Genomic DNA, 11,388 nt, shown 5'->3' on the forward strand with positions numbered 1-11,388 from the left:
GATACGCGGTAAAGAGTATTAAGGGTATCGAATCGCCGTCAGGACAGTCGGGTTTCCGATACGCTCCTTCGCGAAACGCCTGGTTCAGTTCCCTATGATCCGGATTGCGTTCTTCCGGATCGTCAGCAGGACCCGGGAGCCTACCCGGAGTGTCATATCATCCGCCTTTTCCCGGACCATCACTGCGGAGAGCTTCGCACCGGCATCGATCCTGACCCTGGTAAGGTATCCAGCCTGGGTGATGGCGGTTATAACCCCCTGAACGGTATTTTCTAGGCCGGGACGGGGTGCCTGTGGCGGATGGATCACGATTTCATCGGCGCCGATACAGAAAGTGACGCCACGCCCTTCGGGGAGGGTGCAGGATGCACGTAGTTGCAGCCCTGAGGCATCGATCAGGCATTCACCGTCGCTCGATGAGACTATCACTCCTTCCATTACATTCTCATACCCGATGAACTCGGCAACCTGTCGGTTGGCCGGGGTCGCATAGACATCCCGGACCGATCCCTCCTGTTCGAGAGATCCCTCCATGATCAGGGCCATACGGGTGCCGAGCGAGAGGATCTCGTGGCGATCGTGGCTTACCTGGACGATGGTGAGAGCGTTCTCCCGGTGGATATCCTTGAGTACCTGGATGAAATACTCCTTCATGCCCGGATCGAGTGCCGAGAGCGGTTCATCGAGGAGGAGGATATCGGGGTCGATGGCCAGGGCCCGGGCCAGCGCCACCCGCTGCATCTCGCCCCCGGAAAGCGTCAGGGTCGCACGGGACCGCAGGTGCACAATACCGAACCGGGACAACAACCCCTCAACCGTCTTTTTGATCTCCCCGGAGGGGAGGTGGTGCATCCTCAAACCGAATGCGATGTTCTTTTCCACCGTCATGTGCGGGAAGAGTGAGTAGTCCTGGTATACCAGCCCCACTCCCCGGTGCTCAGGGGGGATAATGCTCACGTCCTTCCCAGAGAGGAGAATTCTTCCTTTATCGGGAACATGGAGGCCGGCAATGGCCTCAAGGATGATGGTCTTTCCTGCACCGGAAGGTCCGATGATGAAAAAGTATTCACCATCCCTGACGGTAAACGAGATGTCCTTGAGGGAGAACTCACCGAGGGTGAGGGTGACATGGTCAAACGCGATCATCGTAGCTCCCCAGGTACCGGGTGACGACCCGCAGCACCAGGAACACCGAAAAACTGGCCATGATCATCAGGAAAGCGATCGCACTGCTCTCCTTGAGCCCGCCGGTCGTGAACCGGTAATAGATGAGCGTGGAGACGATCATCGGGTAATAGGCGATCATGATAACGGCAGCAAACTCGCTGATCGCCCGGCCCCAGGCCAGCACACTTCCGTTCAGGATGTGCCGGGCGGAGAGCGGGAGCACAACCAGTATGAATGCTTTGAACCGGGTCGCTCCCAGGGTCCGGGCCACGTTCTCGATATGGAGTGGCACCTTTTGGAAACCTTCCCTGACGGTGTTGATGTAGAAGGGCATGGAGACGAAGAGCATGGCCACGACGATTCCCGGGATTGCGTCTTCAAATACAATTCCGATCCCCTTCAACGGTGCTCCCAGGAGCCCCCGCTGCATGAAGAGCAGGTAGACCATGATCCCTGCCACGGTATGGGGAAGCACGAGCGGGATGTCGATCAGGGCCTCGATCAGGCTGTTTACCCGCGAATGGGTCCGTGCAAGGACATACGCAAGGGGTGTCCCAAAGAGGAGGAGGATTAACACCACCATGAGACCTGCCCCAAATGTCAGGAGGATGGAATTGACCACCCGGGAATCGGTAGCTACCTTGATTAGGAAGGGAAGATCGGCAAGCTGGGTCAGGGTAATGGTCGCCAGGGCCAGGAATGAGAAGATGACCAGGGTTGACCCAATGAGCGAAAAGACGATCAGGGTTGAATCGACCTTCTTGTAGCGCGCCCATATGGATTTTTCCCCTGCATCAGTCATTTTCTTCCTCTTTCAGGGACCGGGCGGCTGAGGTGATCCGCACGCATCTTTGACAAAATCCCCTGGAAAACATGTACCCATTTACTGGCTGCAGAAAAAAAGGTTAGGATTTCATTTCGACCATGCCGGCCAGCTCGGGGGGAACAGCTCCAAATCCGCCGGCGGGGACAATCGGCGGCTGGCCGTCGGCGGTCATGATAGCCTGGCCTTCAGGGCCGATCAGCATCTGGACGAAGAGAACCCCGTACTCAGGGTGCTCGGCGATCTTTGGTACTGTTACACCAAAGATAATGGGTGTTCCTACGTACATGGTCGTTCCGTCTCCTTTCTTAGCTTTTACCTGGACCGTCGCGTAGTCGTCTGCATAATCGACAGATGAGAGATCGATTGCCTCAGGAAGCACGACATACTCCAGGTCATTCTGCACCGAGACGCTGATGTACTCCCAGGCATAATCGATGCCGCCGGCCTGCACCATTTGGACCAGCTCGACGCTCTTGGGGCGGATGGTCAACTTGGTGCCGTCAGGTGTCGGGTCAGTTGCATCGATAGTCCAGACCCCGCCGCTCTCGGATGTCGTGATACCGCTGTGGTCACCGATAAGAGTCTTAAAGATACTACTATCGCCGTAGTAGCCCTCGGCGAGCTTGATTACCATGGGGGTACGGTACCCGGCCGGGTCGGCATTGGGATCGGAGAATGCCCACCGGACCCCATCCCGGGCGAGGATCTTGTACCAGTTGTCAGCGTTTATCTCGGAGGCAAATTTGCTGTTGTTCGTGTATGCGATTGTCATCCGGTTCTTGGCAAACGTGATGTACCAGTCGGCATCTGCAGGCACCATGTACTGGGGAATCAGGAGATAATCGGCCGATGCAACCACTTCGGCCGGCTTGTCGAGGTCGGTCACCTTCTTGATGCAATCCACACTGCCGGCCGGTTCGAGGAGGACTTCGGTGTTGGGATACTTCGCTTCGTACTTGGCTTTCAGTTTCTCAAAAGGCCCGGTCAGGCTTCCCGCATGGAACACCTTTACCGTGATCTTCTCCCCCGGAGCAGTTGTGACAGGGGGCGTTACCGGCGATCCGGGTTCCTTGCTGACGCAGGCGCAGGATAGAAGCAGGCCCATGACGAGAATGGTTAATGCAAGGTACTTTACAATTTGTTTCATAATCGTAGTGTATACAGTCCTCTATAATAAGTCTGCTTACATGTGCTGTAATGCGTCCAGGAGAGCATTGAAAAAAAAGTGTGTTCGAAACGGCATCGTGTCAGGTATCTTCCATTGTCTTTTTCGTCAGCGCCCTGTCCACGGTACGAAACTGTCGAACCAGGCCTTGAAAAAGGACCTTTTTTTCCATATTTTGAGAGCCGGGAACAGGCAGCGCCCAGCCACCTTTCTCGTATGAAATCCACCCCGAATCCAACATCTTAATTAAAAAAGAGAAGGTAGATCTATAGCAATGATCCCCCTCATGCTGGACTTCTCAGGCAAGAAGGTGACAATATTCGGAGGGGGGGATGTCGGCGTCCGGAAGGCAGGGTTTTTCTGCAGGGAAGCGGAAGTGACAGTATACTCACGGTCATTCTCATCACGCCTCGCAGGGATGGGAGTGACCCTGGTAGAAACGGATCTCTCCGTGAAATCTGATAATGAACTCCTGCAGCTACTCACCGGGTCAGACCTCGCTGTTGCCACGACACCGGACCCGGTTTTAAACAACCGAATCGGCGCCCTGTGCCGATCGCAGGGGATCCTGTTCAACAACGCCCGCGGAGAACCGGGGGACGTGGTGATCCCCTCTGTGATTCGGGGAGAGAACTTCACCCTCTCCATAACAACCGCGGGGAAGAGCCCGGCTATAAGCAGGTATCTCCGGGAACATCTCCAGTCTTCCCTCCCCTGCCTTGAACGGATGATCAGGCTCCAGGAACGGCTCCGCCGTTTTCTCCGGCAAACGGAACCCGAAATCATGAAACGGCGGGAGATTCTCGTATCCGTTCTCAATGACCCGGATGCCTGGGAAGCGTTGCGGGAAGGGGAGGATGCTGCATGGAATCTCATCGAGAGGAAGTATCTGGCATGAACGACCTCCTCTTTGTCCCAATCGCCATTGCCGGTATCAGCCACCACCAGGCAACGGTAGACAGGCTGGAGCAGTTCCGGTTCGCCGATGAAGCGGCTTTCCTCGCCCGGGCCAAGGGTCGGTTTCGGGGAGTCCTGATTATCCAGACCTGTAACCGGATCGAAATCCTGGTGCACGGCGAGAGTTCAGCTCTCAGGTCGCTGCTCGAGGAGGAAGGGAGATCCGGCTTCTCGCTACTGACCGGGACCGAGGCCCTCCGGCACCTCCTCCTCCTTGCTGCCGGTATGGAATCAATGATTGTCGGCGAGGACCAGATCATCGGGCAACTCAAGGACGCGCTTGCCCTGGCAAAGGAGGCCGGGGCGGCAAGTCCGATTCTCGAACTCTGCATCAACAAGGCGGTGCACACCGGGATCGAAGTGCGCCGGCATACCCGGATCAACCGCGGCGCGGTCTCCATCGGCTCTGCAGCGGTCCTGCTTGCCGAGGAACAACTTGGCAGCCTCGAGGGAAAGCGCATTCTCGTGGTCGGGTCCGGAGAAATGGGGATGCTGGTCGCCCAGGCCCTCGCTGCCAAGAAACTGACGGCGATGTACGTTGCCAACCGGACCTACAATCGGGCCGAGGTGCTGGCAAAGAAGATAGGGGGAAAGGCGGTCAAGCTGACAGAGCTCCCCCGTTATATGACCATCTCCGACCTGGTTATCTCCTGCACTTCTGCACCCCATCCGATCATCTACCGGGAGAACCTGCAGGAGATAATGCGGAGCCGGCGCTGGCCGCTGGACAGCCATCCACGACCCCTTGTCCTGATCGATATCGCCCAGCCAAGAGATGTCGAGGAAGGGACGGAGGAGATCGATGGGATCCACCTCTTCACTATCGACAGCCTCCGGCGCATCAATGAGCTGACCATGAACACCCGGAAAGAGGCTGCCGAGCAGGCTGGTTCATTTGTCGAGGAAGAGTTACACCAGTTCACCCGGCTGCTGAACGGGAAGGCCGCTGATGAGACCTTATCGCACCTCCATACCTGGGCGGAATCGATCCGGCTGCGGGAGAGGGACCGTGCACTGTCCCGGCTCGGCGCCGGCAATCCGCGGGCCGGCCAGATCGTTGATGATCTCAGCCGGGCACTGGTGAACAAGATCCTTTCAGAGGTGACCGTCTCGATCAGGCTCTGCGCAGAATGCGGCGACCTCGGCTACGCCCAGTCGCTGGTAGCGGCAATTACCCAAGGTGAGAAGATATGTTTCCGCAACGAAGAATGAGAAGGCTGCGTGGCAGGCTGCTCCAGCCCCTGGTACAGGAGAATTTTATCTCAAAGGCAGATCTCGTGGCCCCGCTTTTCGTGGACGAGAACGCAGAAAGGCCGATACCCATACCCTCCATGCCTGGACAGTTCCGGTATCCTGCCGCAGGCATTGTCCGTGCTGCAGAAGGCCTCCGGGAAAAAGGAATCCCTGCTATTCTCCTCTTCGGCATCCCCGCACGGAAGGATGCCGGGGCATCGGAGGCATACAACCCGGAAGGGATAGTCCATCAGGCAGTCCGGTCCCTCAAGGCCTCCCTCCCGGACCTGGTGGTTATCACCGATGTCTGTGCCTGCGAATACACCGATCATGGCCATTGCGGGATCCTCACTGATGGCCCCTGGGGCCCGGATCTCGATAACGACCGGTCCCTTGAGCTAATGGCACAGATCGCAGTCAGCCATGCCCGGGCTGGGGCCGATATTGTTGCTCCTTCCTGCATGCTCGATGGGATGGTTGCCACAGTGCGGCATGCCTTGGATGATGCGGGATTCACGGATACAGCGATCATGTCCTACTCAACCAAGTTTGCTAGCGCTCTGTACGGGCCGTTCCGGGAAGCGGTAGATTCGGGGTATTCCTTCGGTGACCGGAGCACCTACCAGATCAACCCGGCCAATGGCCGGGAGGCGATCCGGGAGTCCGAGCTCGACTGCTGGGAGGGGGCTGATATCCTCATGGTCAAGCCGGCCGGGTTCTACCTCGACCTGGTGGCCGGGATTCGGGCGTTAGGCCTGCCTGTCGCAGCCTACCAGGTGAGCGGCGAGTATGCGATGATCAAGGCTGCTTCCGCCCAGGGATGGATCGATGAGAGAAAGGTGGCGATGGAGAGCCTCCTGTGCATCAGGCGGGCAGGCGCAGACCTCATCATCACCTACTTTGCCGGGGATGTGGCAGGGTGGCTCGATGAGGAGTCGTGATCTCTTCCGGAAGGCACGGGGGCTGATGCCCGGCGGCGTGAGCAGCCCGGTCCGGGCCATCAAGCCGTATCCGTTCTATACCAAATCTGGGGACGGTTGCCGGATTACCACAGTTGACGGCGAGACCCTTATTGACTGCTGCATGGCCTATGGCCCGCTTATCCTCGGCCATGCCCATCCGCTCGTCTACCAGGCCATCACCGGGCAGCTCTCGAAAGGCTGGCTCTATGGGACGCCGTCACCGGTCGAACCGGAGTTCGCGGAGATGATCATCCGCGACCATCCCGGGATGGACATGATCCGGTTCGTCTCGAGTGGATCAGAGGCCACCATGGCCGCCATCCGCCTTGCACGGGGCTTTTCCCAAAAACAGGACATCGTCAAGGTAGAGGGAGGGTTCCACGGCGCCCACGACAGCGTGCTGATAAAAGCAGGGTCGGGAGCAACCACCCATGGCGTGCCTGATTCCGCGGGTGTCCCCCCTGATGTGGTCTCCCATACCTGGCAGGTCCCCTACAATGATCCGGAGTCCCTGGAGAGCCTGCTGTCCCGCGAAAAGGACATCGCAGCATTCATCCTCGAACCGGTGATGGGGAATATCGGCCCCGTTCTCCCGGATGGCCCCTACCTCCAGGAGGTGCGGGAGATCACCCGGGCACATGACGTGCTCCTCATTTTCGACGAGGTCATCACCGGCTACCGGTTGGGAATCGGAGGTGCCCAGGTGATGTTCGGCGTGCGGCCCGACATCACCACGCTTGGAAAGATCATCGGTGGCGGTCTTCCCATCGGAGCATTCTGCGGGAGGAAAGAGATCATGGAGCTGGTCTCCCCGTCCGGCCCGGTATACCAGGCAGGAACCTTTTCCGGAAATCCCCTCTCCCTCGCTGCCGGCATAGCCACAGTCCGATGGCTGCACGCACACCGGGACAGCTACCAGGCGATGCAGGCTGCAGGAGCGAGAATCGGCGAGGCCGTGGAGCGGAAGACCGGAGGGTCGTTTGTGCAGCTGGGATCGATGTTCAAATATTTCTTCAGGGACCGACCCCCACGCACCTACCAGGAGGTGAAGGAATGCGATACCGCAAAATTTTCGGCATTCTGGAATGCAATGCGAAAAGAAGGAATTTTCCTCCCACCGTCACAGTTTGAGACCAATTTCCTCTCAGCCGTCCATGAAGAAGGAGATATCGGGAGGATTGCGGCGGCATACCAGGCATGTCTCTGAAGATAGGGACCCGGGGGAGCCGGCTGGCCATGGTGCAGGCCGAGCGGGTAGCGGCGCTGCTCGGTGACCTGGGACACCGGACCGAGCTCTCCATTATCACCACCCGGGGGGATTCAATAGATGGGGTGCCGCTCCATGAAATTGGCGGGCAGGGGGTCTTTGTCCGGGCACTCGACGATGCCATTCTCGAAGGCGGAATTGACTGTGCCGTCCACAGCATGAAGGACATCCCCGCGCTCCGGCCGGCCGGGTTGGTCACGGCCGCTATCCTTAAACGGGATTCGCCCGCCGATTTCCTGGCCCACACACTCCCGCTCGATATCGTGCACATCATCGGGACTTCGAGCACCCGCCGGCGGGCCCAGATCCTCCGCAACCTGCCGGGAACTTTCGTGGAACCGCTGCGGGGCAACGTGGACACCCGGCTCCGGAAACTCGCGGACGGCCAGTACGATGCCATCGTGCTTGCGGAGGCAGGCATCGAGCGGATGTCACTCTCGGTTCCGGGTACGAGGCTATCCCCTGACCAGTTCGTACCGTCCCCGAACCAGGGGGCCATTGCCGTGGTCTGTCGGGATGACCCGGAGCTGACAGCGATCCTCACGGAGATGGATCACCCTGAGACCCGCTTCGATACAGGGATTGAACGGGCGGTGATGGAGGAAGTGGGCGGTGGATGCTTCACCCCTCATGGTATCTCCTGCCAAAACGGCCACCTAATCGGGGAGATCCTCTCGCTTGACGGTGACCGGCAGGTAAGGATCGAGGAGGATGTCACATCGATGGACGAAGCCCGTGCCTGCGGAAGGATACTGCGGAAGGAAGGAAGAACGCTGATCAGGGAAGCATACGAGAGAATGGGGATCAGGGATGAGCGGTAAGGTATATCTGGTAGGCTCAGGGCCAGGAGGGGAGGGACTTCTCACCATCCGGGCCCGCGCAGTGATCGATTCGGCTGACGTGATTCTCTTCGACCAGCTGCCTGGTGAGGAAATACTCTCCGGACTGCCGGAAAAGGCTGAGAAGATCGACTGTGGAAAATACGGGTCGGAACATACCCTAAAGCAGGAGGAGATCGAAGCCCTGATGGTGGCGAAGGCCCGTGAGGGAAAGCAGGTGGTCCGGTTGAAGGGCGGTGATCCCTTCCTCTTCGGGCGCGGTGGGGAGGAGCTCGAAGTTCTCCGGGCCAACAACATCCCTGTGGAACTTGTCCCTGGCATCACAAGTGCCCTTGCCGTTCCCGGCGCGGTGGGGATTCCCCTGACCCACCGGAAGTTCGCCTCGCAGGTCACGATTATTACAGGCCACGAGGATCCCACCAAGCCGGAACAGGCGCTAGACTGGAAACTCCTGGCACAGCAGCAGGGGACCCTCGTAATCTTGATGGGAGTGAAGAACCTCCCGGAAATCGCAGCATCCCTGATGGGGAACGGAATGGATCCCGGTACCCCGGTGGCAATAATCGAAAACGGGCTCCGGGAAAACCAGCGGGTGACCACCGGGACCCTCCGGGATATCGGGGAGATTGCCGGGGAGCAAGGGGTGAAGCCCCCGGCAGTCATCGTCATTGGCAGGGTGGTCTCCCTTTATCGCAAAGGGGAGGAACTCATTCGCCTCTGAAGCGGTATCACGCCCCGGGGACATGTTATATTGTTCTGCCACAATCCGGTTAAAGGAGGGATGACCCTTACCGGAGGCCCCACCAGGGATGAGATCATGACCGCTTTGCTCCAGAGACTCGGCCTGAGGAACGGTGATGTGATGGTGGACATCGGTTGCGGGACTGGAAAGGTCGCCGTGCATGCCACACCCTGCGTATAGAAAATCTATTCAGCACATATCCGTGACGATGTGGTCAGGTGCATCCATCGAACTGGCCAGCCCGGTACGGTATTCAATCCTTAGGTCCCGCACTCCCGCCTTTTCTCCCTTTTCTTCGTCAGATTCCCAGCAAATCGTGGATAATTTCCCTGAAAGAATATATGGGAGCACGCCATACCCTCTTTTTAAGGAGAAGAACAACGGAGATACAGCATGGAGAAAACGACAAAGAAACAGCTCAGCCTGCTCTGCTTCGTGGCAGGGTTTTTCCTTGTGCTGCTGCAGGATCTCAAGGGGTTCGCCACCATCGATCCGGGCTTCTCGTGGCCCTGGGCGATCATGTTCTACACCGGGCTCCTGCTCATCCTGATCGGCTATTTCCTGAGAGGATAGTCCGGAACCCCTTCTGCCAGGTGAATCCAGGGAACAGAGGGATCCGCTTACAGGGGTGATAGTCCGGAATCTCTCCGTTCTGGTAACACTCATGCAGGATACCCCCCCTTAATGGGGGTTGTTCCTCATCAGGATCAACCAATTCGTACCTCGCCTCCTTCCCGGGGGATGAATCCCTCTTCCCCAAGCTGGCATAGCACCACCCTGCCCGCTTACACGGGCAGATCAAGGTTCCGGCAGAGATCCTCAACCGTTATATCCCCGCTCACCACCATCAGCCGGAGAATGTTTCCCCGGACCTGTTGATTCGACCCTTCAAAGGGTGCCTGCCGGACATAGTGCCTGTTCCGCCGGTTTGGATTTTCTATGGTGGTTCCGCGGTACCAACCGTAGTCCATCAGCAGTGGCGTGGTTTTTCCCGGTCCAGGGTTTCTTCAATGAGGGGAAGGGCCTCCTCGTATACCACGCCAGTACGATTCTTAAAAAAATAATGGATAAACATTTGCCTGATCCTTTCCCAAAAAAATGCCAGCGGGAAGATGGTAGTTAGCCATTTCAAATCCAAATGAAGTTTCCTATGAGGGAGAACAGGGAGATAGTTATCTGCTGATGAATTTCTCTGTATTGATATAGACAAAAATAAGCCCTATACGGTCTCCAATCCAGCCCGTGATTCCCGAAATTCCTACTTCCATGGGAACCGGTGTCCACACATCTGGAAAATCAAAAAATTATCACATAATTTTTGAAGAAAGTCATGAAATGTGGAGATAAGATCTGCTCTTTTGAGGGATTCTATGCCAGGGAAAAATCGGAGAGATAGTTACTTCATTCCATAATCGGAATTGCCGCTGGAGGCAATATGTGGAGTATATTGCAAAACGACGAAATCAAGGATTTTTTACAAATTGTATTTTCGTCGGAGAGATCTTTTACAGCGGTATCCACTCATATTCTTTACCCGGATATTTGATCCCCGGCAGGATTCCAGTGGAGGGGTTCCTGTTTCGCCAGATCAAGATCACCGACAAGCACCGGACCCTGGTGAGCGTCAGTACCAGGGAATGTACAACCCCTTCCCCTGCAGGACTATTCTGTACGGTAGCTTCCGGGGAACAATGGATCTGGAATCCCGCACCGAGGAGTGACGATCAGGGAAAGGAGGGGTATTGTTTGTTTCAGAAAAATAACAATTTTTTCATGGTTATTAGAGAAGCTGTTGGTGTCAGGGGATATTTCGAGGTTATCGGAGAAGGAGTCGGTTTCTGGATCTCCGGAGCTACAAACGGGAGGATTGTCTCGGTTTTTTCCCAGGTTCTCGTAAGCCCGGTATCCTGGAAATCCCACCAGAATGAATCACCTTGGAGGCCGAGGTTCAGCTTTGAACTCCACGAGAGTGCGGAAGGGTTGTCCAGGGTCTGTGAGGAAACCCATTCGGTTTTTTTCGCCAACCCATCATCGTAGGTGATATATTCGATGGAGACTGTCTCATTGCCGGTCCCTATCGCCGATATCGTCGTCGCTGTGGAAAAGACCCCCCAGGTCGTGGCATAGTCTTCCGCTGCGACCGTTCCTGGAAGGAGCACCAGCAGGAGTGCCAGAAGAATTGATATACATCTTCCCGAAATCATACATACCCTCTGTTCCGGTTGAATAT

13 protein-coding genes are annotated in these 11,388 nt (G+C 57.0%); 8 read left to right on the forward strand and 5 right to left on the reverse strand.

The window, feature by feature from the left end:
* Window positions 1-84 precede the first annotated feature (84 nt).
* From IPI71_06610 to wtpA, 3 genes are all read right to left on the reverse strand, one after another.
* On the reverse strand, window positions 85-1,146 hold the full coding sequence (locus IPI71_06610; protein QQR70354.1) for an ATP-binding cassette domain-containing protein: 1,062 nt from the start codon (window positions 1,144-1,146) through the stop codon (window positions 85-87).
* Entirely contained in the window at window positions 1,133-1,969 is an 837-nt protein-coding gene (locus tag IPI71_06615) for an ABC transporter permease (GenBank protein QQR70355.1), read from the reverse strand. Before IPI71_06615 ends, IPI71_06610 begins: the two co-directional genes overlap by 14 nt.
* A 103-nt stretch (window positions 1,970-2,072) precedes the next feature.
* On the reverse strand, window positions 2,073-3,140 hold the full coding sequence (wtpA, locus tag IPI71_06620) for a tungstate ABC transporter substrate-binding protein WtpA (protein QQR70356.1): 1,068 nt from the start codon (window positions 3,138-3,140) through the stop codon (window positions 2,073-2,075).
* Between the two features lie 292 nt (window positions 3,141-3,432).
* Here wtpA and IPI71_06625 point away from each other — a divergent pair, with 292 nt between their 5' ends.
* The 8 genes from IPI71_06625 to IPI71_06660 all read left to right on the forward strand — a co-directional run bounded on the left by IPI71_06625 (window position 3,433) and on the right by IPI71_06660 (window position 9,731).
* Window positions 3,433-4,056 (forward strand): bifunctional precorrin-2 dehydrogenase/sirohydrochlorin ferrochelatase, encoded by a 624-nt coding sequence (locus tag IPI71_06625; GenBank protein ID QQR70357.1) that lies wholly within the window; start codon window positions 3,433-3,435, stop codon window positions 4,054-4,056.
* A complete protein-coding gene (locus IPI71_06630) occupies window positions 4,053-5,327 on the forward strand; it encodes a glutamyl-tRNA reductase (GenBank protein QQR71974.1) in 1,275 nt (424 codons plus the stop codon). The genes IPI71_06625 and IPI71_06630 overlap by 4 nt, the downstream gene beginning before the upstream one ends.
* Window positions 5,306-6,289 carry a porphobilinogen synthase gene (gene hemB, locus IPI71_06635; GenBank protein QQR70358.1) on the forward strand — a complete coding sequence of 328 codons (984 nt, stop codon included), beginning with the start codon at window positions 5,306-5,308 and terminating at the stop codon, window positions 6,287-6,289. Before IPI71_06630 ends, hemB begins: the two co-directional genes overlap by 22 nt.
* A complete protein-coding gene (locus tag IPI71_06640) occupies window positions 6,276-7,517 on the forward strand; it encodes a glutamate-1-semialdehyde 2,1-aminomutase (protein QQR70359.1) in 1,242 nt (413 codons plus the stop codon). Before hemB ends, IPI71_06640 begins: the two co-directional genes overlap by 14 nt.
* Complete coding sequence (hemC, locus tag IPI71_06645) at window positions 7,508-8,398, forward strand: hydroxymethylbilane synthase (protein ID QQR70360.1); 891 nt, start codon at window positions 7,508-7,510, stop codon at window positions 8,396-8,398. The genes IPI71_06640 and hemC overlap by 10 nt, the downstream gene beginning before the upstream one ends.
* Window positions 8,388-9,137, forward strand: a complete 750-nt coding sequence (cobA, locus tag IPI71_06650) for a uroporphyrinogen-III C-methyltransferase (GenBank protein QQR70361.1) — start codon at window positions 8,388-8,390, stop codon at window positions 9,135-9,137. Before hemC ends, cobA begins: the two co-directional genes overlap by 11 nt.
* Window positions 9,138-9,197: 60 nt before the next feature.
* Window positions 9,198-9,338 carry a class I SAM-dependent methyltransferase gene (locus IPI71_06655; GenBank protein QQR70362.1) on the forward strand — a complete coding sequence of 47 codons (141 nt, stop codon included), beginning with the start codon at window positions 9,198-9,200 and terminating at the stop codon, window positions 9,336-9,338.
* Window positions 9,339-9,551: 213 nt separating this feature from the next.
* Window positions 9,552-9,731 (forward strand): hypothetical protein, encoded by a 180-nt coding sequence (locus IPI71_06660; protein QQR70363.1) that lies wholly within the window; start codon window positions 9,552-9,554, stop codon window positions 9,729-9,731.
* 212 nt (window positions 9,732-9,943) lie between these two features.
* On the opposite strand, the gene IPI71_06665 is transcribed toward IPI71_06660, so the two are convergent.
* Both IPI71_06665 and IPI71_06670 read right to left on the reverse strand, forming a co-directional pair.
* Complete coding sequence (locus IPI71_06665; GenBank protein QQR70364.1) at window positions 9,944-10,129, reverse strand: hypothetical protein; 186 nt, start codon at window positions 10,127-10,129, stop codon at window positions 9,944-9,946.
* 780 nt (window positions 10,130-10,909) lie between these two features.
* Complete coding sequence (locus tag IPI71_06670) at window positions 10,910-11,317, reverse strand: hypothetical protein (protein QQR70365.1); 408 nt, start codon at window positions 11,315-11,317, stop codon at window positions 10,910-10,912.
* Window positions 11,318-11,388 lie beyond the last annotated feature (71 nt).

Source organism: Methanolinea sp. (genome assembly GCA_016699325.1).
GTDB lineage: Archaea > Halobacteriota > Methanomicrobia > Methanomicrobiales > Methanospirillaceae > UBA9949.

Bases quoted from the DNA above. Each gene is read 5' to 3' on its own strand.
- IPI71_06610 (QQR70354.1), bottom strand. From the start codon at position 1,146: ATGATCGCGTTTGACCATGTCACCCTCACCCTCGGTGAGTTCTCCCTC.
- IPI71_06615 (QQR70355.1), bottom strand. From the start codon at position 1,969: ATGACTGATGCAGGGGAAAAATCCATATGGGCGCGCTACAAGAAGGTC.
- wtpA (QQR70356.1), bottom strand. From the start codon at position 3,140: ATGAAACAAATTGTAAAGTACCTTGCATTAACCATTCTCGTCATGGGC.
- IPI71_06625 (QQR70357.1), top strand. From the start codon at position 3,433: ATGATCCCCCTCATGCTGGACTTCTCAGGCAAGAAGGTGACAATATTC.
- IPI71_06630 (QQR71974.1), top strand. From the start codon at position 4,053: ATGAACGACCTCCTCTTTGTCCCAATCGCCATTGCCGGTATCAGCCAC.
- hemB (QQR70358.1), top strand. From the start codon at position 5,306: ATGTTTCCGCAACGAAGAATGAGAAGGCTGCGTGGCAGGCTGCTCCAG.
- IPI71_06640 (QQR70359.1), top strand. From the start codon at position 6,276: ATGAGGAGTCGTGATCTCTTCCGGAAGGCACGGGGGCTGATGCCCGGC.
- hemC (QQR70360.1), top strand. From the start codon at position 7,508: ATGTCTCTGAAGATAGGGACCCGGGGGAGCCGGCTGGCCATGGTGCAG.
- cobA (QQR70361.1), top strand. From the start codon at position 8,388: ATGAGCGGTAAGGTATATCTGGTAGGCTCAGGGCCAGGAGGGGAGGGA.
- IPI71_06655 (QQR70362.1), top strand. From the start codon at position 9,198: ATGACCCTTACCGGAGGCCCCACCAGGGATGAGATCATGACCGCTTTG.
- IPI71_06660 (QQR70363.1), top strand. From the start codon at position 9,552: ATGGAGAAAACGACAAAGAAACAGCTCAGCCTGCTCTGCTTCGTGGCA.
- IPI71_06665 (QQR70364.1), bottom strand. From the start codon at position 10,129: ATGGACTACGGTTGGTACCGCGGAACCACCATAGAAAATCCAAACCGG.